The organism is Clostridium sp. MT-14, from assembly GCF_042436595.1.
Taxonomy (GTDB): domain Bacteria; phylum Bacillota; class Clostridia; order Clostridiales; family Clostridiaceae; genus Clostridium_B; species Clostridium_B aromativorans.
Genome location: NZ_JBHMIY010000003.1, coordinates 171,600 through 195,249 on the forward strand (window position 1 = coordinate 171,600; position 23,650 = coordinate 195,249).

At 24.8% G+C, this 23,650-nt stretch carries 28 protein-coding genes; 22 read left to right on the top strand and 6 right to left on the bottom strand.

What is annotated here, in order from left to right; genetic code table 11:
* Positions 1-20: 20 nt before the first annotated feature.
* From ACFHWD_RS04150 to ACFHWD_RS04255, 22 genes are all read left to right on the top strand, one after another.
* Positions 21-605, top strand: coding sequence for a hypothetical protein (locus ACFHWD_RS04150; RefSeq protein ID WP_378060668.1), 585 nt, complete (start codon positions 21-23; stop codon positions 603-605).
* Positions 606-624: 19 nt separating this feature from the next.
* Positions 625-1,188 carry a hypothetical protein gene (locus ACFHWD_RS04155; protein ID WP_378060670.1) on the top strand — a complete coding sequence of 188 codons (564 nt, stop codon included), beginning with the start codon at positions 625-627 and terminating at the stop codon, positions 1,186-1,188.
* A 33-nt stretch (positions 1,189-1,221) separates the two neighbouring features.
* Entirely contained in the window at positions 1,222-2,868 is a 1,647-nt protein-coding gene (locus tag ACFHWD_RS04160; protein ID WP_378060672.1) for a hypothetical protein, read from the top strand.
* Positions 2,869-4,288: 1,420 nt separating this feature from the next.
* Positions 4,289-5,503, top strand: a complete 1,215-nt coding sequence (locus tag ACFHWD_RS04165; protein ID WP_378060674.1) for a hypothetical protein — start codon at positions 4,289-4,291, stop codon at positions 5,501-5,503.
* 27 nt (positions 5,504-5,530) lie between these two features.
* Complete coding sequence (locus ACFHWD_RS04170; protein WP_378060676.1) at positions 5,531-5,818, top strand: hypothetical protein; 288 nt, start codon at positions 5,531-5,533, stop codon at positions 5,816-5,818.
* 48 nt (positions 5,819-5,866) lie between these two features.
* Positions 5,867-7,519 (top strand): hypothetical protein, encoded by a 1,653-nt coding sequence (locus ACFHWD_RS04175; protein ID WP_378060678.1) that lies wholly within the window; start codon positions 5,867-5,869, stop codon positions 7,517-7,519.
* Between the two features lie 18 nt (positions 7,520-7,537).
* The gene (locus ACFHWD_RS04180) at positions 7,538-8,629 is read left to right on the top strand and encodes a signal peptidase II (protein ID WP_378060680.1); all 1,092 of its coding nucleotides are present in this window, start codon (positions 7,538-7,540) and stop codon (positions 8,627-8,629) included.
* Positions 8,630-8,646: 17 nt separating this feature from the next.
* A complete protein-coding gene (locus tag ACFHWD_RS04185) occupies positions 8,647-9,324 on the top strand; it encodes a hypothetical protein (protein WP_378060681.1) in 678 nt (225 codons plus the stop codon).
* A gap of 118 nt (positions 9,325-9,442) precedes the next feature.
* Positions 9,443-9,910, top strand: coding sequence for a hypothetical protein (locus ACFHWD_RS04190; RefSeq protein WP_378060683.1), 468 nt, complete (start codon positions 9,443-9,445; stop codon positions 9,908-9,910).
* A complete protein-coding gene (locus ACFHWD_RS04195; RefSeq protein WP_378060685.1) occupies positions 9,903-10,271 on the top strand; it encodes a hypothetical protein in 369 nt (122 codons plus the stop codon). Before ACFHWD_RS04190 ends, ACFHWD_RS04195 begins: the two co-directional genes overlap by 8 nt.
* A 663-nt stretch (positions 10,272-10,934) precedes the next feature.
* Positions 10,935-11,558, top strand: coding sequence for an accessory gene regulator B family protein (locus ACFHWD_RS04200; protein ID WP_378060793.1), 624 nt, complete (start codon positions 10,935-10,937; stop codon positions 11,556-11,558).
* Between the two features lie 5 nt (positions 11,559-11,563).
* Positions 11,564-12,610: a GH25 family lysozyme gene (locus ACFHWD_RS04205; RefSeq protein ID WP_378060687.1), complete on the top strand. Its 1,047-nt coding sequence runs from the start codon at positions 11,564-11,566 to the stop codon at positions 12,608-12,610.
* Positions 12,611-12,635: 25 nt separating this feature from the next.
* Positions 12,636-12,788: a hypothetical protein gene (locus ACFHWD_RS04210; RefSeq protein WP_378060689.1), complete on the top strand. Its 153-nt coding sequence runs from the start codon at positions 12,636-12,638 to the stop codon at positions 12,786-12,788.
* Between the two features lie 25 nt (positions 12,789-12,813).
* On the top strand, positions 12,814-13,674 hold the full coding sequence (locus ACFHWD_RS04215; protein ID WP_378060691.1) for a C1 family peptidase: 861 nt from the start codon (positions 12,814-12,816) through the stop codon (positions 13,672-13,674).
* A gap of 47 nt (positions 13,675-13,721) precedes the next feature.
* The gene (locus ACFHWD_RS04220) at positions 13,722-14,213 is read left to right on the top strand and encodes a cobalt ABC transporter permease (RefSeq protein ID WP_378060693.1); all 492 of its coding nucleotides are present in this window, start codon (positions 13,722-13,724) and stop codon (positions 14,211-14,213) included.
* A 117-nt stretch (positions 14,214-14,330) separates the two neighbouring features.
* A complete protein-coding gene (locus ACFHWD_RS04225) occupies positions 14,331-14,678 on the top strand; it encodes a hypothetical protein (RefSeq protein WP_378060695.1) in 348 nt (115 codons plus the stop codon).
* Between the two features lie 23 nt (positions 14,679-14,701).
* Positions 14,702-17,065, top strand: a complete 2,364-nt coding sequence (locus ACFHWD_RS04230; RefSeq protein ID WP_378060697.1) for a hypothetical protein — start codon at positions 14,702-14,704, stop codon at positions 17,063-17,065.
* Between the two features lie 42 nt (positions 17,066-17,107).
* Positions 17,108-17,776 (top strand): cell adhesion protein, encoded by a 669-nt coding sequence (locus tag ACFHWD_RS04235; protein WP_378060699.1) that lies wholly within the window; start codon positions 17,108-17,110, stop codon positions 17,774-17,776.
* Positions 17,777-18,307: 531 nt separating this feature from the next.
* Positions 18,308-19,123 carry a tyrosine-type recombinase/integrase gene (locus ACFHWD_RS04240; RefSeq protein ID WP_378060701.1) on the top strand — a complete coding sequence of 272 codons (816 nt, stop codon included), beginning with the start codon at positions 18,308-18,310 and terminating at the stop codon, positions 19,121-19,123.
* Between the two features lie 208 nt (positions 19,124-19,331).
* Positions 19,332-19,571 carry a hypothetical protein gene (locus ACFHWD_RS04245; RefSeq protein ID WP_378060703.1) on the top strand — a complete coding sequence of 80 codons (240 nt, stop codon included), beginning with the start codon at positions 19,332-19,334 and terminating at the stop codon, positions 19,569-19,571.
* Entirely contained in the window at positions 19,564-20,526 is a 963-nt protein-coding gene (locus tag ACFHWD_RS04250; RefSeq protein ID WP_378060705.1) for a tyrosine-type recombinase/integrase, read from the top strand. Before ACFHWD_RS04245 ends, ACFHWD_RS04250 begins: the two co-directional genes overlap by 8 nt.
* Before the next feature lie 89 nt (positions 20,527-20,615).
* Complete coding sequence (locus tag ACFHWD_RS04255; RefSeq protein ID WP_378060707.1) at positions 20,616-21,047, top strand: hypothetical protein; 432 nt, start codon at positions 20,616-20,618, stop codon at positions 21,045-21,047.
* Between the two features lie 93 nt (positions 21,048-21,140).
* On the opposite strand, the gene ACFHWD_RS04260 is transcribed toward ACFHWD_RS04255, so the two are convergent.
* From ACFHWD_RS04260 to ACFHWD_RS04285, 6 genes are all read right to left on the bottom strand, one after another.
* Positions 21,141-21,530: a hypothetical protein gene (locus ACFHWD_RS04260; protein ID WP_378060709.1), complete on the bottom strand. Its 390-nt coding sequence runs from the start codon at positions 21,528-21,530 to the stop codon at positions 21,141-21,143.
* A 54-nt stretch (positions 21,531-21,584) separates the two neighbouring features.
* Positions 21,585-21,917 carry a hypothetical protein gene (locus tag ACFHWD_RS04265; protein ID WP_378060711.1) on the bottom strand — a complete coding sequence of 111 codons (333 nt, stop codon included), beginning with the start codon at positions 21,915-21,917 and terminating at the stop codon, positions 21,585-21,587.
* A gap of 70 nt (positions 21,918-21,987) precedes the next feature.
* Complete coding sequence (locus ACFHWD_RS04270; RefSeq protein ID WP_378060713.1) at positions 21,988-22,494, bottom strand: hypothetical protein; 507 nt, start codon at positions 22,492-22,494, stop codon at positions 21,988-21,990.
* A 92-nt stretch (positions 22,495-22,586) separates the two neighbouring features.
* Complete coding sequence (locus ACFHWD_RS04275; RefSeq protein WP_378060715.1) at positions 22,587-22,832, bottom strand: hypothetical protein; 246 nt, start codon at positions 22,830-22,832, stop codon at positions 22,587-22,589.
* A 16-nt stretch (positions 22,833-22,848) separates the two neighbouring features.
* Positions 22,849-23,358: a type II toxin-antitoxin system RnlB family antitoxin gene (locus ACFHWD_RS04280; RefSeq protein WP_378060717.1), complete on the bottom strand. Its 510-nt coding sequence runs from the start codon at positions 23,356-23,358 to the stop codon at positions 22,849-22,851.
* A 3-nt stretch (positions 23,359-23,361) separates the two neighbouring features.
* Positions 23,362-23,649: a hypothetical protein gene (locus ACFHWD_RS04285; protein ID WP_378060719.1), complete on the bottom strand. Its 288-nt coding sequence runs from the start codon at positions 23,647-23,649 to the stop codon at positions 23,362-23,364.
* Position 23,650 lies beyond the last annotated feature (1 nt).

Consider the following 23,650-nt stretch of genomic DNA (forward strand, 5'->3'; position numbering starts at 1 on the left):
AAAGAGTGGCGAATAATAAAATGTCAGATATTATTGCAGGTAATGATGTAGTAATTGTTAATTTGGATGAGTTAGCAGATTTAATTGCTGCTGTTTTATCCAATGATATTACAGTAAATATTGGTGATGTTACAGTAAATACAGATGATTTGGAAAATTTATTGACACAAATTAATAATAAAATACCACAACCTATTGACTTAGCAGGATTAGAATCAGTATTAAATAATTTAAATGTTACAATACAAGGGTTAAGTCAACAATTAGGTATATCAGGTGAAAATAAGGGATATGGGCAATCTTTGTCTATTCCGGCTACGGTTGGTGATTATGAAATAGATTTTACGGTTAACGAAGATGGGTTCCTTACAGATATAGTATATTCATTATCTGCATGGAATTATAATGATACATGGGATTTATTGATAAATGATATTAAGATATTTTCGAATATGACGACTAAAGAATTTGGAGAAAATAAACATTTTGAAAAATATAAAGATATAAGTAAAGATGATATCATAAAAATAATATTTCATAATACTAGTGGAGGTAATAAAATATTATGGGTAGACATTAATGTTCTAGAAAATAATACTGTTTAAAAATAAGGAGTAATAAAAAATGATACTAACACGTTCAAAACGAATAATAAATATTGACGATATATCGGAAGAACTAAAAAATGAAATAGAAAAAATAAAATTAGATCCTAATCTCGGCCAAGTAGATTTTAGCCCAGAAATGGAGAAAAAGATAACTGAAATAGATGAAAAAATAAAAAGTATGATTAATTTACAAGACATAATAAATGAAGAAAATAAATATTTACAAATGTTACAAGAAGCAATCTCCTTAAAAGGAGATTTTTTTATTGAAGGAAAAATGATAAATATACCAGCTATAAAGAATGATTATACAATAACTTTTAATTATGGCAGTTTAATATATGTTAGTGGTATATTTATTACTATGACTGGATGGAAGCCAGAAGACACTTGGGGTTTACAAGTAGATAAAAGTGTAATTTTAAATAATATACCTACCAAAGAAATTGGAGAAGAGCATCTATTACGTTCTATAAAATTGGCTGATATTAATAAAGATATTGATATTGTATTTCATAATAACAGTGGAAATTCTCGTCAATTGTTATGTGATTTACAATATATTAGACCTAAACAATAAAATTAATAAAAAATAAAGGAGAGGATATATAACATGGCAGATAATTTTTATTATAATACAGGTACAATATTGTCTAAAAATATATTGAAAACTTTAGCAAGTGAAATAACTCAAAATGCAGGAGATTATAAATGGACATTAGAATTCCCTACTACTATAGACAGTGTAGTAGATCAAGTAATGTTATCTACAGTTATAACAGATAATACAGATACTGCAAATCCAATAAGTTATAATAGATATTTAAAAATAAATAGACCAACACCTCAATCATTGGATACGAATGAAGAAGAATTAATAGATAAATATAATCATCAAGGAGCTTTTACAGATACAGAAATTAGTTATTTGCAAAAATACTTTGGGGGGCAAAATTTTTCAACTACTCCAGTAGATGAAGTGACCTTTTTAAAAAATTGGTATAATAATGTAAAAGATCATGCGGGAACATTAACGGAAGCTGATATAACATTTACAAATGCTCAAGATCAAGCAATAATGAATAGTATAAAATATGTAAAGAATTTTGTAAATGTAAATGAACTATTTTTGTATGCTAAAGAATTAAGTGGTGAAGAATTAACGACTGAAGAACAAAATACATTAACAGGATATAAAACTGTACGAACTGTAACACCAGAAGATACAACAAAATTTAATAATGAAAAAAAAGTAAGAGGATTAACAGATGATTTAGCAAAATTAGTTATATTGGATTTTAAAAATGCAGCATCTTCTTTAACAAGTTCTATTGGAGCAAAAGATTCGAGTGGCAATGCAGTAACTGATGTAACATTGTTAGCTAATTATCGAGCTTCAAGAGTTATATCACAAGAAGAAATGAATGAGATAACAGCAATTTTATTAAAAATAAATGTCAATAATGCTTTAATGTGGCAAATTGGCGATGAAATTGAGGATACTAAAATAGATTTTGTTGAAAAGCATTGTTCTATTCCTGCAAGAATGGGATGGTACAGAACTGTACATACAAATTTGACTGATTATACAGGATGCGATTATTGGTTAACAATTAATAAAACAAGTCTTAATTTAGTAGTAAGAGGAGATCCTTCAGTGGATGTAAGTCCATATGAAAATTATTTAGTTTCATATGCTTATGTTGGGAAATTAGATCCGATAAATGAAGATTCAGATAAGGATTATCAAACAAATTGGGGAATGACAGTAAGTTCAGATGTATCTCCAAGTTTTACTACAGACACAACTATCATGAATGTTACTGCTGAAAATGAAACTTATGGATATAGAACTGGTACAGGTGTAACTGATGTTGTAATGATGGCAACGAGCGCAGGTATTCCTTATCAAGCTCATGATATAGAATTTAAAACTATAAATCCAACTATGGACAAACAAAATATTGAAGGTAGTAGATGGAATAAAAAGAAAAGAGAATTTGATGTAATTACAGTTACACATACTTTTGATATGCAAAGAGGTAACTTACAGAATGTACTTATAGGTGATGGAAGTACTATTTATGATGGAGATAGATTAGTTTATGTAAAAACTGGTGAAGATCCAGAAATGTATATAAAATTTAAAATTACTGCACCTTATAATTTTATAAATAATTCGCCTAATGTAGATTATGTCTTAGCTTTAAGAGTGAAATATGAAGAAATAGATACGGGTACTGAAAATCCAGGAGCTTAAATTGTAATTATGTAATTATTAATAATACTAAAAAATAAAAGAAAGGTGATATATTTTGAATTTTTCATATAAATTTCCTGTTTTTCAACATGAGTTTAGGTACATAAAAAATCAGAATGTACCATCTTTAATTCATGATTTTCAATATATATTTGAAGATTTTCTTTATAAAAATCCTAATAGTAAAAAAATGCTACAAAATTTTAAAATGAGTAATATTAGTATTATTAATAAGTCTATATATTTATATAAAATTGAAAATATTAAATTAATAAGGGAAACATTTAGTAATTATTTGCATATTGAAACTAGTGGATATAATAAGATAAATTATAAGAGTAAGGATTTAAAGGAATTATTGCTATTAAATATATTAATATATAGATATAAGTATATTAAATATTTTAAATTGAATAATAAACAATTAAGTAAAGATATTAATGCTGAAAAGATGTTAAAATATAAGCATATTATTAATAAAATGATAATAGATAATATATCATATAATCTTTATTCTTGTAGAAAGAAAATGTTATTAAATGATAATGGAAAATTTATTATATACAAACGAAAGTTTAACATATGTAAAAAATCTTGTTCAATTTTGATAAGAAATATTATAGGCAGGAATATAATTAAAAATAAAAAAATAATATATTATAATATATATAGAAATATAAATAATATTTATATAAAAAAAAACGATTGTAAATTAATAAGCAAGTTTAATTCAAGTAATCTTATGAAGTATGATAAGTTAATGAAATATTTAATTAATAATAAAATCAAATTTATTTATTATTATAAAAGGGAAAACAAATATTTTAATCAATATATCCATAAATTAGATTCAAGAAAAATAGCCATTAAATTTTTATATGATAGTGATATTAAAAAAATATACGTAAACAATACGATTGTATATTTGAATAGTTTTTATCCTAATTATATTTATAAGAGTAATAAAGGATTTTATTTTAATACTGATAATATAAAGAAATTAGATAAGAATGTAAATTTATTTTATTTAATTAAAAATTATAAAGCGAAGTTATATATAAATAAGAAAGTTAAATTTATATACAATATACAAAACAAAAGGATATATATTAATAATAGTAAGATTTATTTAAATAAATCTTATATAAATAAAATAGACAAAAACAATTCTGCTATTTTTATGATATTAAATAGGCAAAAGAAAATATATATTTTAAATTCACAAAAATTATTACTTAAAAATATATATTGTCGTTCAATTATTAAAAATAACAGATGTCTTGGACTATATAGATATTATAATACTAAATTATATATTAATATGAATACTAAATTTTTATATAACTATATTTATGATAAAAGGAGAATTCACATTAATTTTATAAAGAGTCTATATGATTATTTTAATTCTGATATATATTTGAATGATAAGAATAAATTAATAATAAAATCCTATTATAATAATCTTATAAAATATAATAATTCAATGAAATATTTAATTAATAGTAGGTCTAAATTAATTTATTATAAGAAAGATAAAAATAAATATTATAATGAATTTATGTTTCCAATACATCCAATTAATAAATATAAACTTAATAAATATTTACTCAATTTCCATAGAATGAATATAGACATTATAGATACACAAAAATTTTTACACAAAATATATAAAAGTAGTATCTTAAAAATTTATAAGAAATATTATTTAGAATTGAAATCAAATGAATATGAAATTAATAAAAGTATATTTAGCAACAAATATGTTGAAAAATTTGGTGCTAATGTGACAAAGAAAAATTCTAATAAATATTTAGGCCGTAATTGTCATTGTAATATTGAAATATTACAGGAGAAAAGAAAATATCTAAAAAAAAATACTAAATTACTATTGAAAAATACTAATAAGCAACAAAAATGGTTAGGTAAACCTATTTGGAAACAAATATTAAAATCAGAAGGAAAAACAAAATTTTTAGATCTGAAGCCTACATGGTATATCATAGAATCTGATGGATTGATAGATATACTAATTATACCTAATATAGATTATCCTTATGAATCTGAAGCAGTAGGAGATATTAATAAACATCCTATTTCTAGTATTACAGATATAAATTATAATGATGTAGATTATGGAATAAATAAAATTGCAGTTAGTATAAAAATTATGCAACAAATGTTAAATTTCTTATTTGTAATATGGAATGGAAAAGCTACTGATTTTAGTGATATTTCAGCTACTGAAGCAATAGGACAAACAATGGCTGCGTTCTATAATTGGTTAAATATTTCTAAAGTTCAAGAAGAAATGGATAGTAAAAATGTAAGAGAAGACTATTTAAGGGTATATAGATGGTTTAGATGGGAAGCAGAAAAAGTATGGATAGAAGAATATAATACAGAGGATACAGGTCTAAAAGCTGTAGGTATGTTAGTAGCAAATATTATTAGATATATGAAGAACCATCATTATAATATAGTCCCTATTACTAATAGAAGCTATTTATTTGAATTATCTGATATACTTAGAGCTTTTACTATTAAATTTGTGGATTATTATAAAAGTCCAGAAAAAGTTAAAGGACGTAGAAATTATTATTTGAAAATGAAGATAAAAAAATATAAGAAATAAAAAATTATGAAAGGAAGTAATGTAGTAATGGCAAATAGTACTGAATTAGTAAGTCATGATGGATATTATGAAAGTAAAAAGCATAACGAGCCTAGACAAAAATTATTTGCAGTAATGAGATATGAAAAAGCAAATCAAACAGATCAACCAGGATGGATTTTCAAAACAATTACACAAGATCAAAGTGAATTATTAAAAACACTAAAAACAAGTATTGAACTTCCTAATACAGATAATCAAGGTTGGGTATCTAATAAGGAAGATGTAATTTTAGTTGAATTAATTCCTACAGATATATATGTAAAGAAAATATAATTAATAAATGGCATTATAAATTATACACATTAAAGGATGGGTGTTAAATTGAAATTAATAAAAGTAAAAGATGGGTTATTAGAAAGAGATAATTTCTATTTAACTTCATCTTTTGATGATTTTTTAGCACAAAATATAACGCATAGAGAAGACAATAAATTTTTTATAGATGCAAATGCTATCATTGAAAGAGAATTTTATTATACTCAATTTGTAGTCGATATTAATAAACAAGAATGGGAAGATATAAATGACAATGATTTGTTTCAGTTCTATATAGGAACCAATTTAAATAAATATGGTATTGTTGATAATAAAACAAATGGTCAATCCAAATATCTAAGAATTATTTATTATAGCGGATATATACAATGTTATAGTAGTGAGGATAGCGTAATATGGGAAAATATAGGCGGAATAGAATTAAAAGCAGGAGAATCTATAATAAAACAAGGTTTTAATAAGAATTCCGATAAATCTATACAAATAAATAGTTATAATGTATATTCTTCACCTTATTTAATAATTGAAAATCAACCACAAAATTATAAAATAGAATTGTATGATATTAATAACAATTTATTAAGCACTAACTTATTTGAAGATAACAAAACTTGCTCTATATTTTTAAATTATAATACACAAGGATATATAAAATTATATGATGATGAAAATAATTTGACTTATACGTCAGGTATATTGAATTTTCAATGTGGAGATATTTATGATTTTACAAATTATGATTTGTCCATATTTTATAATAATATAGATGTTACAAATGAAATTTCTACTTTTTTACAACAATATGGAAGTAATTATTTATATGATAAAGTAACAATAAAAAACAATTCTAGTATAGATACCTATAATAATTTAAAAATATCTACAGTTACTTATTTTGATGATATAATACAATTATCTTTGGATGGAGAAACTTATACTGATTCTATAACAATTGCAGAATTAGATCCAAATAATACAGTTGATATATATATAAGTATTGAAAAAGGTTTTACTAATGGTAATTTTAATGCAAGGAATTTTAAATTATTAATAGGTAAAAGTATCATAGAAGGATTGAGTACAACATTATGTGATTTTAATGCAGAAGATAAAAACAATTATGTTGAGAATAATGATATTATTTTTGATGGCGCTGTTCATCTAACTGGTAATAATAAAATATATAATTATATTTTATCAAATGAATATAATTTAGATGGAGGTACAGCAGAGACTACAGACATTATTGATAAGACTAAAATACCTAGTATTATTTCTATAGAAGATATAAGTGATGATACAATTCAGCAGATACAAATAACTACTGCTTCTAAAGAATCATTATTAATACAGAAAGAAGATTATGATTTTTCTGCTATATATAGTATAAATTATTTTGAAATAGATGGTATAAATTTAGATGACAAAATAAAAATTGTATTCAGTATAGATGGAGGTAATTTATGGCTATATTACAATGGCACGACTTTTATTAATATAGAAAGTTTAACTGCTGAGAATGTAAAGATATATGGTAATACAGTAATGGAATTTAATAAAATAAAAGAAAAATGGAATGATATTATATTAAATAATAAAATAAGATTTGCTTATTTATTTGGTGTTGAATCGATTAGTAATAGTGAAAGTATTGATTCGTTAATATTAAATTATAATATGGAGGATGATTCATTGTAATTTCTTTATTGATTCGAGGTGATTATTATTAGTAAATTTTTTGTTGGGTATATTGAAGTTATATTAGATGATAGCCAAATATCTCAAGCTACAGGTTGGAGTAGCCAAAAGATATTAGATGAAATAATCCAACATAGAGTAACTAAATTCGAAGAATTAAGTGATGTAAATGTAGTAAATAAACAGGATAAACAAGTTGTAATATATTCAGAAGATGAAGATAAATTCACTACTATGGATATTGGGGATATTGGTGAAAATAGAGGATTAAATTTAAATCAAATAAGTAAAATGGGAATAACAGGTAGTGTAGATACACCATATGAAGTAGATATCCCCATTAATACGATAGATTTTAAAGTTCCAAGAGTGAATGTATTGAAGTGGCAGCCCAGTGCTGAACAGGATGTAATAAAAACTTTAAATTCATTCAGCAATTCCGAATTAAATGATTTTGAACCTGACGATATGATTGTTTTTGATGATACTGCACACCTTAAAACAGAATTTGAATATCAGATGCAGTATATCGGAGATATAGGAACTGATAATAAGGAATATGGCTGTGAAATAGATAAGAGTATTTTTAAAAATATAGATGATATTCAAGAGGAAGAAAATGGGGTAGATAAATATTTAATTTTGACAGCCATACCTCTTGATAGACTCTTGATTGCCAGTGGAGACAAAGATCTTAGTTATGTAGATAATATAGATTATTTCAAAATTACAGGATCGGGAGGTAACTTAAAAATAATTGCAAGTGTAGATAGTGGGGTTACATGGAAAACTTTTAATGCAGATCATTGGGAAGATATAAATTTAACTGTAGATGATGTAAAAGCTAAAGGTATTGATATATCTACTTTCAATGTTATAAATTCTACTTATTGGAATTTGCTTAATACAAATAAAAAAATACGATTTGCTTATTTATTTTCTTTAGATGATATTGCGGATATTGAAAATGTAGATAATTTAGATTTGGAGTATGATGGCAAAGGCAAATGGTTGGAAGTTAAAGAAAGTGAATATGATGTGGAATATGCTTCAAATACTGTAGCTCAAGTTTTTTTGAAGTTTAGTGGAGATGTAAAAATAAATTATTAAAAAATATGGGGGCAAATATGGAAAATTTGAATAATTTTGTAGATAAAGACAATTTGAATAAAACATTGGGAACAGGTAGTAATATTAGTGGCAACTTGGAATCATTTTTTGAAAAAAGTGGTTCAATATGGCTAGCGGGACCTACCAATAGTTCGGCATCTGTAAAAATTTATTTTAATTTTATTAATGGCGGAGTTGTAAAAATTAAGCAAATAAAGGTAACAGGTAGTTATGATGTCCCAGATTCTAATAATTACCAAGTTTCTCGAATAGCATTATCCGGAATTAACGACGATACTACGGCAGACATCTTAATTCCTCAATCTCTTGGAATTAATTCAATTATAAATGTTAGTCAAAATCAACAGAAAAAATATAATAAATTTGTGCTTTCTTTATCTGGTATTCTTAAGAGTAATGGGTATAGTATTAGTAGGACATTTACAGGAATTGATATTGAAGGAGAGGTATGGGGCAAATACTTGATAAAACAAAATGATCAATATTATAGTATAAAAGATAATCAATTGTTAGAATTAGGAATACCAACAGATGATTTGCAAAAACAGCAGTGGTTTAATGATTATGGTGTAGATGATTTGAAAAGTGTATTGTTAGTGCCCGATTCAAATGGAAATAAATTAATTGATAGCATGAATGATAAATTTGAGGTAAGGATGATGATATTAAGCTAATAAAATTAATAAATATGATTGACAAAACAACCTTATATATTGTATTATATATATGTACCAGTTGAAGAAAATATTGACATAATACTACATATTTTTTATAATATAAAGGGGATGTCATATGTTGAATGAAACTATAAAGAATAAAATGAAAATTGCTTTAAAAAAAACTTTGAGTATTCAAACAATTATATTTATATTAGCAGTAACTGGTAGTTTATTTTATTATGGTAAAAGTTTTTATAAAAATAAACAATTAATATTTGATATAGATGATATTAAAATTGTACTAGGCTTAACAATAATGCTTGTTTGGATCATGGTTTTTGCTATTTATTTAATGATTGAATTAAATAAAAAGGACAAAATTATAATTAAACAGAATAATCATATTCAACAACAAAATGATGTGATACAAAATTTGTTAAATGAAATGATAGTAAAAAATGATGAAAATACAGAGGGTATTATAGAACAAAATGAAGAAAATTTTGATCAACTAATAAAATCAGAAAGAAATACGAAAGCTCTTATTATTGATATAAATGATAGGAATAAACAAGGCAATAGAGGTGATGATATTGCCTAATGAGAAAATACTAAAAATTAAGCACAAAAAATGGATAGAAAGAAATTCTATAAAAAGAAATGAAGGATTTATATCAAAAATATTAGATTCATATCGAATAACTTATGAAATAACATGTAATTGTTATGGAGATTATGATATATTTATTTCTTATAATTTACAGCGATATAAGATAGAAATAGATATTGAACAAATGTCTTATAAATTATTAATAGAAAGAGACTTAATTAACAACCCAAAACATAAAAATAGATTTAAATTTATAAAAATATTTAAAGGTGAAGATTTAATATTTGATATTATAAGATATTTAGATAATATTAATAAACATAAGAATAATGTCGGAAAGAGGATTATATGATATGAATGTAAATGATATAATAATTAGTGGAATACAGGAATTCTTTTATTTTGATATTTGGGAAGCTTTCTTGATGGTACTTTTGATGACAATAATGGTAAATAAGAGGATTAGTAAAAGTCAATATGTTTTTCATAGTTTTATGTTAGGAATATTAGATTATATTATTGGGAATTTAATAATAATTCCTATATTGATGCAGATTGTATGTATTATTATATATGCTATATATTTTATGACAATATTCAAAATAAATTTTATTAAATTGTTAATAAAAACAATAGAAGTATTTTTCATATTTTTTGTTATAGAGGTGTTTCTTTCTATAATTTATCAATATATATTTAATATTAGATTAATGTCACTTAATAATAATTTTATAAAATTTAAATATATGATACCTTTTAGAATAGTGGAATTTATATTTGTTTATATTTATTATAGATTCAAAAATAAATTAAAGGTGGTGGTATAATATGAAATTTCTGAAAAAATTAATAAGCAATAAGAAGGTTTGGATAGGTATAGTAACTAGAAGGTAATTCTATTATTATATCAAAAAGGAGAAGAATATTTTTCTTCTCCTTTTTTAATATTAATAAAAAAATGAGGAAGTGAATTTAGATATTAAATAAAATATCAGATTTAATTACAAATATATTAATAAAGAAAAAATTATTAGCACCAAGAGGCACTCCTGAATGGAGTGATTTTGATTTTAATTTACGTTTTTGGATGTTCAATAATAGCGTGTTCATTATGTTGTTATTGATTAATATTATATTACATAGTTGGAAAGAATTAATATTTATAATTCTAGTGTTTAATATATTGAGAGTCATTACAGATGGTATCCATGCACAATCATTGAAATATTGTTTCATATTTAGTACAATATATTTTACTATACTTGCGGTATTAGCTAAATATGTTGTATATAATGTTGATTTTATCATTCAGATTATATTTAGCTCTATTATAGTATTATGGAGTATATTTAATTACAAAAATATACCAAAAGATAATATTAATAAGAATAAAAATATAAGATTCCAAAATAAAGAACAAGAATTAACGATAGAAGAAAAAAGAAAATATTATAGGACTTTATTATTGATTATTGTTGCCATAATTTATGTTGGCAATATTTTTTTAGGGCCAAATATAATTAGTGTAAGTTTAACCATAGGAGTATTAAGTGTAAATATAATTCTAAATTCGTATTTTGAAAAATGTTTTATGTATTTTGAGAAAATATTAATAAAAATGAATAAAGATTGGAGGTAATAATCTTGAGTATATATAAAGGTATAGATATAAATAGTAATAATAATATATCTGACTGGAATAAAGTAAAAAATAATGGAATTCAAGTTTTAATTAATAAGGCAACTGAAGGGAACTTTTATCAGGATAAGTATTTAAAATATCGTTATGATACAGTACGCCCTTTAGGAATTAAAATGGGTGTATATCATTTTGCTGGCAAGCATGGAGCAATAAATGAAATGAATTATTTCTTAAATTATATAAAAGGTATGACGTTTGATACTGTACTGTTTATTGATATAGAACAACCTCCACAAAGTTATGGATGGCAATGGACAAAGCAAACTGCTATTGATTATTTAAATCAAGCAATACCATATTTACAATCTAAAGGATATAAAGTGGGCATATACACTGGAGTATCCTTTTATAATGGTTTTTTAAAAGGTAATATACCTAATGTAGTGCTTTGGTTAGCTAGCTATGGTAATCAACCTAATCTTTATCCTAATTATGCTTCATGGCAATATACTGATAGAGGCACAGTTAATGGGGCTGATTCTACAATTGATATGGATTATTTTATAGATAATATTTTTACAGGAAAAGTAAAACCTATCTCTGATACTCCTAGTACTGATGTAATTGCAAAGTGTAAATCTTTCATTGGTAATAGATGTTTAGAATTGCAACAAAAATTAAACAAAATCGGATATAAACTTGTTGAAGATGGTGATTTTGGTGTAAATACATATAATGCCTTAATTGATTTCCAGAAGAAAAATGGACTTACTGTAGATGGTATGGCAGGAGAAAATACATTCGCTAAATTAAATAAGTTAATAAGTAATCCTCAACCTAATCCAATAATACAAGGGAAATATGACGAAACTATTCCTACAGGTGATAATATATATCCAATATTGAATTCTTTTTATATAGAGAAAAGAATAGATGGAGGAATGGGCATTCATTTAGATAGAGGAAATTATATTACTTTGTTTAAAGGAAAATTGCCTGTAATATATTGGAATGATAATAATGGACATTATGGAAGTAAAAGTTTGTAAAGATATAAAAAAGAGGTTTGTTAAAATGAATAATAAAATAAATAGGGAATTAGCTTATGAAAATCTTAATAAATATCTAAAAATAAGTAAGAAACAAATCAATAAACTAAATGATGACCAGTTAGGAATACTTTTAAATTTTGTTTCGAATGAAATAACTAATAAAATTAAAAAATAAATAAAAAAGGAAGAGATGATTAGTTTTGAGTAAAAATCAAAAATTGCCATTTAAGTATAACTTAAAACCTGATAAGAGAAGTAAAGATGAGAAACTGTACAAGAATTTACTAAAAGCCCAAAATATTAAATTACCTTCAGAGGTAAATTTAATTGACAAATTTCCCCCTATTATTTCGCAGGGAAATATTGGAAGTTGCCAAAGCTGTGCATTGGATTCAATTGTATCATATAGGCACAATAATGATTTTAATCCTTCTCCATTATTTACTTATTACAATTTAAGAAAAGATATGGGAGAAGAATATATAAATCAAGATTGTGGAGGAACATTAATTGATACATTGAATTCAGTTAAAAATCATGGAATATGTGATAGTAAATATTGGCAATATGATATATTAAAATTTGCTGATGAACCATCTAAAGAAGCATATGATGATGCCACTGCAAGAAAAGAAAAAGATGGTATACATAAATTTTATAGGGTTGAATCAATAGAAGAAATGAAAGTTGCTTTGGCAAATGATAGACCAATTTACATTGGAATAACGGTTTCATCGAGTTTCGAATCTGAAAAATGTATGGAAACTGGAATCATTCCTGCTCCATCTGATGAGATACTTGGAGGTCATGCCATGAGTATTGTTGCCTTCAAAGATAAAGAAGAAAATAGTTTTACAGGATTATTTGATGATTTATTTCATAAAGAAAAAAAGCAGGAAGGATATATAATATTGAGAAATTCGTGGGGGACAAAAATTCCTGATGAGAATGGAAATAACACCGATCAAACTTTAGGTTTACCTGAATATCCTGGATATTTTAAAATCAGCTATCAAAACTTTATGAAAATACTGATTGATGCTTGGGTAATTGTAGATTAATAATTAAATAACAAAATTAATAAATAAAAAGGAGAAGCGATGTAAAAATGTTACAGCAAATAATAAATGACATAATTCCTATTGTTGTTACTGCTATAGGTGGTATTTTAGTAAAGATCATTCAATCAGTAGGTGATGCTATTATAAAATTTATAGATGAAAAAACAGAAGCGGAAATTCAACAAAAAGGTATTGCTCAATATAATGCTGAATTGGAAATAGGTAGGAAAGTATATGGAATAGTAGATGAATATTTTAGGGTAAGTGGTATTTCTAAGACTATAGAAGCTGCGCAAACTAAATTCAAGGAAGAAATATTAAAGAAGATTCCTGGTTTAACTGATGAAGAAATAGAATTTATTAGACAGGCTATAGCTGGTGAAATTAACAAAGGTAGAGATGTCATTAATTCTAATAGTACAATGACAACTACAGTAATACCAACTACGACTTCAACAATAGCACCCCCTATAACAACAAGCACTACTATTACTGATGATAATGTATCTGTGGATACTACTACAGCAAAAAATAATTAATAAAAATTGTATACCATAAGATAGATAAAAGTATTACTTATTTATCTTATGGTATACATCATAAATATTATGTAAATAAGTTAAAAGTAACCTCAAATAAGATAGGATGTGATGTGAATGAGTAATATAGAAGTAAATGAAACAACAACATATTTTACATTTCATGATAAATCTATTGAAGCAATTGAAGGAAATATATTTTCAAATTCAGAATATGAAGAAATCACTATAGATATCCAAGGAACTGCTAGTTCTTTTGAAGTTATATTTGAAGGGAAAGTTGATAGTAATTCTGAGTGGTCTTCAATTATGTTTGCTAATTTAACAGATTTATCTTTAAATACAAAAGCTACTGAATTAAATAGTAAATGGAATAATAATATAAATGGATTATTCTATTTAAGAGTAAGAATAACTAATATAACAGATGGTTATTTAACAATTATAGGAAGATTAAAAAAATAGAAGAATAGGAAGGGGTGAGCTAATTGAGCATGGATATCATTGCTAGAGGTATGGCCAAGGCTATACAGAAACAAATTGATGAAGGGCAAACAGGTGTAGATACTTTTATGGTGAAAGTATCAAGCGAAGATGATTCTGCTTCGTACCTTTCTGCAAAAATTAATGGTACAGATACACAAATAAAAATAAATAATGTAGACAATACTTTAATTTTAGGTTTAGATGAGCCTATATTAGAAGAACTTGATAATATTGGAAAAATAAATATTGATATTGATGACGCACCTGATTTTTTAGAAAATAAGATTATAGGTACAGAAAATAAAATTACTGTAACTAAACAAGACATTGACATAAGTAATAAGCTTATTTTAAATATCGGTAAGGATATATTTGATAAGACTCTTGACAATGCTAATTCTATTATATATATAAAATCTAAGTCTACCTTAAATTCATCTAAAATAGGTGATGCCCTTGATGAATTAGATAATAAATCTGAAATAAATAAAGATAATATTGAAAATAGTATTAATAATATTACTAATTTACAAAACAATCAAGGGAAAGTAAAATTAAGTATAAATGATGAATCAGATTATTTAAATAATAAAATAGATAATTCTACTATTCAAATAGAAAATAATAAATTAATTGTGAAAAATTTAAATGGCTTAACTGTACCTGTAGAGACTATAAATCTATTACAAGGAGTTTCTAGTAATATTCAAGAGCAAATTAATGGATTCACTCAAGCCTTTCATTTATTAGGTGCTAAAGACACTTATGCTCAGTTAAACGCAATAGAATCTCCTAATGTTGGAGATAGCTGGATAATTAATGCTGATGAAACTCAAGGAAATGTACGAGACTGGTATACTTATACTTCGGCAGGATGGATCTTGATGGGTATAGTAGAAATAAATGTACGTAATTTCACTACTAATCCAATAGATTTATCTAATGAAGTCACTGGAACTTTACCACAAGGGAATATAGATTTAACTGGATTAGTTAAACAATCTGATTTAGGTAATTATTTGAATAAAAATACTTATGACAAAGATAATAATGGTCAAGTAGATAAATCAGACGATAGTGATAAATTGAATGGCCAATCTGCTGATTATTATATCGATGCAAATAATATACAAGTTAATACTATTAATTTTGATACTAATCTAACAGAAGAAGACAATACAGTACAAAAGGTGTTAGAAAAAGTAGATAAATTATCCACTGGTTCTGGTGGCGAAGGTGGAAATGTAGATTTGTCTAATTATTATAACAAATCACAAGTAGATACACTGGTTTTTCAAAATTCCAATAGTGCAAAATCTATGGTGGAGATTGCTATTGGAGATGTTTCCTTAACCACCGATAATACATTTGAGGAGATTTCTAATACTATATTAGATAAAAAGCAATCTATTGTAAATGCATTACAAAATAAAGGGATAGGTTCTGCAACACAAGCAGATGATATAGGTAGTTATGCCGACAAAATTAATGCCATTATACAAAATAGTCAAATTAAAAATACTAAATTAAATAAGAATACAGGAGATATATATCAAGTTGTATTGACCAATCCTGCCGATATCACAGATATAGCGACTTCAGTATTAGAATATGTTTCAGGAGATGCCGGAGTTGTGCAATATGATTGCAGTTTTAATAATGCAGATTCTGATCAATTTAACGAAGCAGATCACATAATATATGATGGAACAATGCATCAAGATTTAGATATTGTGAATGAAAATATGACTCAAGAAGCTACATTAACGAGTGGTATTGAATATAGTTGTGATATTGATCAGACACAATTCAGAGAAATAGGTAAGATAGAAGATACTTCAAACGATACTGAACAAATTATTACTATTACTAGTACGTATAATCCTGTGTTAGTTATTGCTAATGGCGATATTAATTTAAATGGAGTAGATAAAATAGACAGTATTGTATGGACTGCTACTTGTGAAAACACATCAAAATTATTATTAATATTTTCAATAGATTCTGGTGTTACTTGGCATGGATATGATAAAGATACAGGTATAGTAACTGATATTGATATAAGTAATAATGCTGATATTGAAGCCAAAGGAATATCAATAGAGAATATAAATAACGCTAGTGCTGATGATTTATCTAAAATAAGAAATAATTCTCCCAAAATAAGATTTGGATATTATTTTAATGTAGAAGATACTGATGATGCAGTAAGTAATGATGAAATTAAATTAACAGTAGATATGCTAGGTACAAGTATATTTAGTAAAAATGTAGATATTTCTTTAGAAGAAGATAATAAAACTATAACATATACTTTTAACAAAGAAAATACTTATACAATTATCTATTGTGATAATGGAAATTAATAGAAGATAGATTTTATATAGCTTAAATAGTGAGGTGATATAATGGCAAATATAGGAGATAGATTAACTTCACCAGAAGTAGGTTGGAAGAGGATAGATGATATCAATAGTAATATTACTTACAATAGTGCTACTACATCAGTATCAATGAATCAAGCTTTTGGTGGCTCATATCATAATTGTTCATATACAGAAACTGGAGATATTAAATTTAATATTACTGGAGATAAATTAAGAATAATAGGTGTTTTATATAAAAATGGAAGCTCTGATATAGTTATAGAAATAGATAATACAATATACAATTTTAGTCAATTTTCATCTAGTACTGTGTATCAATGTTTAAATTATGAGATAAAAGATTTATTATATAAAGAACATTCTATCCATATCTATAATTCATCAGGGATATTATATTTAGATGCGATTGATATAGACGAAAATGGTGAATTAAAACCTTATAATCTTTTTAAATATTTAATAAAACAACAAGATAAATATTATTCAATAAAACCCGAATTTTATCAAGATGGTCAATTTACTCCTTTAACATTATCTGATGGAGATAAACCTAATGATGATGATTATAATAATCAAGGATTTGATGATATAAATACTTTATGTACTGATATGACTGTTGGTATAGATACTTTTAAGCCTATTGATAAATTACAAGATCAATTCCAAATTAAAAAGTATATACCAAATTAATGTGATGTTAAATAAAATTAATAAAGACGTTAAAATATCTATTTTATTACCATTTTTATCCCCTATTTTCCTATATTTATTATAAATTTGCATATATACTTGATTTAAGGGTATATTATAAGTTAGAAATGGGATTATACCTTTTTGGACATTAATAAGCCTTAAAATTGAAATTTGACGGGAACGTTTTTGACCAGTGTAATATTTGTTGACTTTTATTTTGGTTTGTGTTATATTATCAGTAACAATGGTGAGTGGAATGTAGTTAGTTCTACACAGTAAAATTATATATTTTAGTATTTTTAAATAGCTCTGTTGTGAGAGCTATTTATTTTTATCTTATAAACCATTTAATTCTTTAAAAGACACTATGACAGTCACAGAGATAATTGAGTTCGCTAAGTTAAGAGAAGAACGACAGAAATCATATAATATAAAATAAATTGTTGTATATAAATGATTAACACACAACATAATATAACTTATGGTTCTACTATATAAAATATGGTATAATGTTCTAGGGTGGTTAAATTGGATAAAATTTTACAAAAGTATATAGATTATATTTCTGATGATAAAAGTCAAAAGACTGTACAAGCTTATAAAAAAGATATAGAACAGTTTTTACAATATTTCAAAGACAAAAATATAGACTTATTTACTAAGATTGACATCGAAAATTATAAAGATTACCTATTATATACTTGTAAATTAGCTATATCTTCTATTAATAGAAAACTAATAGCTATACATGAATACTTCGAGTATTATGGTAAAACTATTTTGATTAAACAAATTAAGACTCAAAATCAAAATTTTCTTGAGAATGTTTTATCTCCCTCTGATATATCTGAATTATTATATATTACGAAAAAAAAATATGATTATAGAGCGTATACATTAATTAATACCTTGAAATTAACTGGCATGAGAATAAGTGAATGTTTACAATTAACTATATATGATATTGATAAAAATACAATAAATATTATTGGTAAAGGTAATAAAAGAAGGAATGTTTTTATTCCGGGAAAATTAAATGAGAATTGGAATGAATATATGAAGCATAGATTCAATAATTCTACACAATTGTTCACAGGACAAAGAGGAGCTATAACTAGAAGCACAGCTTACAGAACAGTACAAAAATATGGTGCTATGGTTGGAATAGATAAAGAAAAATTATTTCCTCATAATTTAAGGCACAGTTATTGTCTAATGCTTGCTAAAAAACATATACCAATCGAGGATATTTCGGCACTTGTTGGTCATGTTGATATTAACATTACAAAACAATATCTTAGAAAAACAAAAGAAGAGCTATTGGATATAATCAATGATATTTAATTTATAGAAGGGCAAAAACCTTCTATTTTTTTATGTTATTTTCAGTAATGGGGTAGAATTGTAGTTATAGCTTATATAAGACATTTTATAGCTTAGACATATAATTTATCTATATTTCATTTAATGTAGTTTAAAATGGTTCTGTGAAGGTCGTTTTTTTATAGTTTTGCATAAATAATTAATAAAGGTTATGGAAAGGGGATATTATATGTTAGATGCTGATAAGAAAGAAATAAAATTATTTATTTGTTATAGTAAAAAATTATTAAGATTTTTAATAAGACACGAAATGAAATATTGTGTTGTTGGATTGAATCCCAATAATTATAAAAAATTTTTTGTCTTTATTAAAAATGATAAATTAAAAGCTTTATTAAAGGTTTGGCAAAGAATAAAATTAATAAATAAAGAATCTAAAACTAATGAAAGGATTGATGCTAATGACTAGAAAAAAAGTACAATATACAACTCCAGAATTAATAGAGCAAATAAATCCTAAAAATATATTGTTATGGAAAAAATATTTAAATGGAAAGAGAAGTTTGGCAGAAAGTACAAAAATGAACTATACTTCGGATATGAATCAATTTTTTGTATTTATTTTAAAAAATTATGATAATCAATATATTTTTGATATAGATATTGACGATATGGCTGATATATTAGAGGATTTTTTGGCAATGTGTCAAAGTGTTTTTGAAAATAAAGATAGAAGAATGGCTAGGAGATTATCCACATTATCTTCTATGTATCTATATTATAAAAAGAAAAGAAAAATTAAGGAAAATCCAGTAGATCTATTAGAAAGACCAAAAATACAAAAAGGAATTTATGAAATTAAACGTGTTTTTTTAACTTTAGATCAAGTTCAAAAAATTCGAAAGGGATTAAAAGAAATTAATAATACACAATTAACTTTAATGTTTGAATTAGGATTGTATACTATGGCAAGAGTTAATGCTTTGAATAATATAAAATTGGAACAGATTAATCTTGAAAATAAGGTTATAGAAAATGTTGTCGAAAAAGAAGGATATAAAGTAAATTTATTTATTGATGATAGATGCTTAAATTTAATAGAAAAATGGATAAACGAAAGAAAAGAAAAAGGCATTGAGTGTGATTATTTATTTATTTCTTATTATGATAGCAAATATGATAAAGTTAATGTGAGTACAATGAAAAGTAGTTGGATTAAAAAGATAGGTGCAATTATTAATGAACCTGCCTTATCTATGCATGATTTAAGGCATTCAGGTTCAGACCTAAGATATAAGGCTGGAATGTCTCTAGAATCGGTTTCATCAGCCTTACATCATTTATCAACCCAAGTAACTAAGGATTTTTATTTACAAAAAGATGAAAATAAATTGAGAGCTGAAATGGATAAATTTACAATATAAAATCCCCGTTTTAATATTAATAAAAATTTACATTAGTAATTTAATAGAAATAATAAAAGCTTCTATGTGGAAAGGAATGATGTATAAAAATGGAAAATAATAATTCTCAACAATGTCCTGGAAATTATATAGGATGTAATAATCGATTAACAAAAGTAGAACTAGATACATCAAAGAATTCAAAAGATATCGAAGAATTAAAGAATACTACCGATCAACTATCTATAAACATAAAAGAAACAGAAAAACACGTAGATAATGTAGATAAGAACCTAAATATTAAATTTACTCGTTTAGAAACAATAATAGAAGAAAATAATAAGAATCATAATCAGCAATTTTCTTCTATTTCAACGAAATTTGATAAGATGGATCAAAAATTTGATACAATGATGGAAAATAATTTAAAAAATGATTCTCATACCACTGAGAATAAAGTAAATTCTGATTGGGTAAAAACATTGGTAATGTTAATAGTAGCAGGAATTATAAGTGGCGCTATTATGATATTTTTTAGATAATATATATAATAAATAGGAGAATATAAAGGCTTATACCTTATATTCTCTTTGGTTTACTTTTTTGTTTAATCTACATAATATTTATACTGTCAACTAATTATATTTATTTTTTTTACTACTATGATTGAAAAAAGTTGCATTTTCAATATTGTCATATTCTTCAATATCAGTATCAAGCAGCCCTTTAATAAATAATTGTGTCAATCTTTCTATCCTCATTGGATCTGGAATAACTCCAGGAGTAAAAGTATTAACATTAGTCATATAATACAAGGTATCACTAATTCCTATTATAGTCTTATAATATTGCCCATTTCTATATAACTTCAGACCTAATTTGATTTCTGGAATTCCTATTACTTTAGCATGATATTTCTTATCAGAATAATTCTTATTTAATTTGTTTATTAATTCTTCTTTATCTTTATTTTGTTGTACACTAATCCTATGCCCTTCTTTTGTAATTATTAAATGCCATGTCATATTAATCACGTATCTCCTTTTTATTAATATATAATTATTATACTATCACAACAATTAAAAGTCAAACGCTTGTTTGGACTTTCTTCTTTCAATCATCCTTTTATACATATAGTTCATAGCTTTCTCATGCTCCAACCCATATTCTCTAGCATGGAGATAATCTATTTTATCTATTGTTGTTAATCCCCTGAAATCATCTGGATTGGTCTGTTTTTCTGGTATATTTCCTAACAAATCTATATATGTTTTCTTTCCCTTTGGAGCATCACTCATACCACCTGTAATCATCTTACCAGTTTTTTTGCCTTGTTGATCAGGATTACTCCAATCTATTGTATATGTCCTTGGAGGAAATTTCTTATATAATGGTGTATCTTTTATCTTCATATATCATCCTTCTTTATTAATATCATATATTCTATGTTTTATGACTAAAATTACAAATAATATTTATAATTTATTTTAATTTGCCATATTTATTCAACTGATATTTGTATAGAGGATTACATTTTTCTTCATCAGGCAACATATTATTTTCATCAGGTAATAAAAGCCTTAGAATACTTTCTTTTCGTATATTAAATTTAAGAAATTTTAAATAGTAATCATCATCAAGTATATCGGTATAAATAGTATTTTCCTTAAATTTCTCACCTGTATCTATTTTATCTACACATCTATGAATGATTTCCATACCTACTTTCTGTGTTTCTCTGACTCCTCCACAATCAGGCATTAATACTTGTAATTCTAAATGTTCTCTACTATCTACTAAGCCATGAGTATGGCAATCTAGCATAAATATCTCATCTGAATCAGACATAACACAATCAATAAGATAACCATATTTGCTTATATATTCTTTTCTTTTTTTAGCTACTGCAATTTCAGCTTCAAGTTCACTATAACCTTCCATTATTTTTCTATCTATATCACAATATGGATTATTATTTCCCTTTTCCATTATTAGCACCTCGATTTTATATGATATAGTAATTATCTCCATATTATCATAATATTATACGTTTTAAAATAGCCATTTTATCTACTTCCTTCTTATAGTAAATCCTCTATATTTTTTATAGGTTTTAAAGTTTTAAAACAAAATAATGGATACCAACCTTGACTTGCATCATCTTCTATAAGTATTCTTGGGGTTGTATTTTTTATAATAGTCCCATCTTCTTCTTTTCTTATATATATCACATATTCAGGATTTACTTTTAATACTGTATATATTTTTCCTGGCGTTATATCCCAGAAATCGCCTTCACCATCACTTACACATATTACTTGTCCCATAATTATTTCTTCCCCCCTATAATATTATACCTTTTAAAATCATTTTCTTTTGTGGAAATGTTAATATGCTATATTCTATTAGTTGTGGTTGATTTCTAAAATAATCACAACTAATTTTTCTAATAGGACTGTCATTAGTAGTATTAAAAACTTTACAAGTGTATTGTGTCTTATTTTTATCATAATTCATTAAGATGAATCTATTATTGCTTATTCCATTATGTAAAGTATGATCTAAAATAATATGAATTGGATTTTTATCTGTGAGTTTATTAATATCCTTTTTTATATAGTCCCAATAACCAAAGCAAGTACTTATACATCTCATTAATACCATATAATCAGCTTTCGCATAACTTGATGGTAGTTCTATTATATGATATTTATTTCTTATAATTTCTTCTTTTTCTTCATAATTAGTACAAATAGCTTCATCACTATCACAATTAAATGATATAGATACAGATTTATTTATGCAAATGTTGTTTTCATTATATCTACATTGTGTGACTTCACAATTTATCATAAATTATTCATCTCCAATACTAATTTCTTTTGTATTTTTGTTGGCTATATTAAATATTTGTATTTTATCTTCGAATATTTCCATCTCAAGATATAAACTATCTTTTCCCCATTCAAATTGTATACTACCTCGACCTGTTGGAAATACTTCTGGTATAGGTTTTAATTCTTTAATTAAATTTAATGCTTTATCTATTACTATATCAGATATTGGTTCTCCATTATATCCATTCCAATTATATTTTAATTGCCTAAAAGATTTAATATCTTTTATTTTATCTTGTAAATTCATA

Excerpts from the sequence above, each read along its gene's own strand:
- ACFHWD_RS04150 (WP_378060668.1), top strand. The coding sequence starts at position 21 with ATGTCAGATATTATTGCAGGTAATGATGTAGTAATTGTTAATTTGGAT.
- ACFHWD_RS04155 (WP_378060670.1), top strand. The coding sequence starts at position 625 with ATGATACTAACACGTTCAAAACGAATAATAAATATTGACGATATATCG.
- ACFHWD_RS04160 (WP_378060672.1), top strand. The coding sequence starts at position 1,222 with ATGGCAGATAATTTTTATTATAATACAGGTACAATATTGTCTAAAAAT.
- ACFHWD_RS04170 (WP_378060676.1), top strand. The coding sequence starts at position 5,531 with ATGGCAAATAGTACTGAATTAGTAAGTCATGATGGATATTATGAAAGT.
- ACFHWD_RS04185 (WP_378060681.1), top strand. The coding sequence starts at position 8,647 with ATGGAAAATTTGAATAATTTTGTAGATAAAGACAATTTGAATAAAACA.
- ACFHWD_RS04190 (WP_378060683.1), top strand. The coding sequence starts at position 9,443 with ATGTTGAATGAAACTATAAAGAATAAAATGAAAATTGCTTTAAAAAAA.
- ACFHWD_RS04210 (WP_378060689.1), top strand. The coding sequence starts at position 12,636 with ATGAATAATAAAATAAATAGGGAATTAGCTTATGAAAATCTTAATAAA.
- ACFHWD_RS04220 (WP_378060693.1), top strand. The coding sequence starts at position 13,722 with ATGTTACAGCAAATAATAAATGACATAATTCCTATTGTTGTTACTGCT.
- ACFHWD_RS04225 (WP_378060695.1), top strand. The coding sequence starts at position 14,331 with ATGAGTAATATAGAAGTAAATGAAACAACAACATATTTTACATTTCAT.
- ACFHWD_RS04235 (WP_378060699.1), top strand. The coding sequence starts at position 17,108 with ATGGCAAATATAGGAGATAGATTAACTTCACCAGAAGTAGGTTGGAAG.
- ACFHWD_RS04245 (WP_378060703.1), top strand. The coding sequence starts at position 19,332 with ATGTTAGATGCTGATAAGAAAGAAATAAAATTATTTATTTGTTATAGT.
- ACFHWD_RS04250 (WP_378060705.1), top strand. The coding sequence starts at position 19,564 with ATGACTAGAAAAAAAGTACAATATACAACTCCAGAATTAATAGAGCAA.
- ACFHWD_RS04255 (WP_378060707.1), top strand. The coding sequence starts at position 20,616 with ATGGAAAATAATAATTCTCAACAATGTCCTGGAAATTATATAGGATGT.
- ACFHWD_RS04260 (WP_378060709.1), bottom strand. The coding sequence starts at position 21,530 with ATGACATGGCATTTAATAATTACAAAAGAAGGGCATAGGATTAGTGTA.
- ACFHWD_RS04265 (WP_378060711.1), bottom strand. The coding sequence starts at position 21,917 with ATGAAGATAAAAGATACACCATTATATAAGAAATTTCCTCCAAGGACA.
- ACFHWD_RS04270 (WP_378060713.1), bottom strand. The coding sequence starts at position 22,494 with ATGGAAAAGGGAAATAATAATCCATATTGTGATATAGATAGAAAAATA.
- ACFHWD_RS04275 (WP_378060715.1), bottom strand. The coding sequence starts at position 22,832 with ATGGGACAAGTAATATGTGTAAGTGATGGTGAAGGCGATTTCTGGGAT.
- ACFHWD_RS04280 (WP_378060717.1), bottom strand. The coding sequence starts at position 23,358 with ATGATAAATTGTGAAGTCACACAATGTAGATATAATGAAAACAACATT.
- ACFHWD_RS04285 (WP_378060719.1), bottom strand. The coding sequence starts at position 23,649 with ATGAATTTACAAGATAAAATAAAAGATATTAAATCTTTTAGGCAATTA.